Origin of the sequence: Bacillus cereus group sp. BfR-BA-01347, from assembly GCF_022663835.1 — a bacterium.
GTDB classification, from domain to species: Bacteria; Bacillota; Bacilli; order Bacillales; family Bacillaceae_G; genus Bacillus_A; species Bacillus_A thuringiensis_K.
This window is the reverse complement of the sequence record NZ_JAKUGG010000079.1, coordinates 1-438: the sequence shown is the minus strand read 5'-3', so window position 1 is coordinate 438 and position 438 is coordinate 1. Positions and strand designations below refer to the sequence as shown.

The following is a 438-nucleotide window of genomic DNA, read 5'->3' as shown; positions in this document are numbered from 1 at the left end:
ACAAATTGTTGGAGCAGGAGATGTAACGCCACAAGCAACACCAACAGTAACAATATTAGCAACAGCTGCTGGTGGTGCAGTAATTAGTGCTGTATTACCTACGCTAAAATGTTCAAGTAAATGTAGAACTGATTTGTAAGTCTACCTAAATTTACTTAATTTTTTAAAGTATTAATAGGAAAAAACAAAAATTAATAGAAAAGGATGAAAAATGATGAGTAAAAACGAAGTCAAAACTTTAAGAAATCCAAAAATGCGTACAGAAGATTTTAATAATCCGGTAGGAATTGTAAATGAACAAGAGTTAAAACAAATTGTTGGAGCAGGAGATGTAACGCCACAAGCAACACCAACAGTAACAATATTAGCAACAGCTGCTGGTGGTGCAGTAATTAGTGCTGTATTACCTACGCTAAAATGTTCAAGTAAATGTAGAAC

At 33.6% G+C, this 438-nt stretch carries 2 protein-coding genes; both read left to right on the top strand.

Annotated features, from left to right (window positions below):
• Positions 1 to 4: 4 nt before the first annotated feature.
• Positions 5 to 139 (top strand): class II lanthipeptide, LchA2/BrtA2 family, encoded by a 135-nt coding sequence (locus MR143_RS33650; RefSeq protein WP_374267861.1) that lies wholly within the window; start codon positions 5 to 7, stop codon positions 137 to 139.
• Between the two features lie 75 nt (positions 140 to 214).
• A partial coding sequence (locus tag MR143_RS32695; RefSeq protein ID WP_242281303.1) for a class II lanthipeptide, LchA2/BrtA2 family occupies positions 215 to 438 on the top strand: 224 nt, incomplete at its 3' end.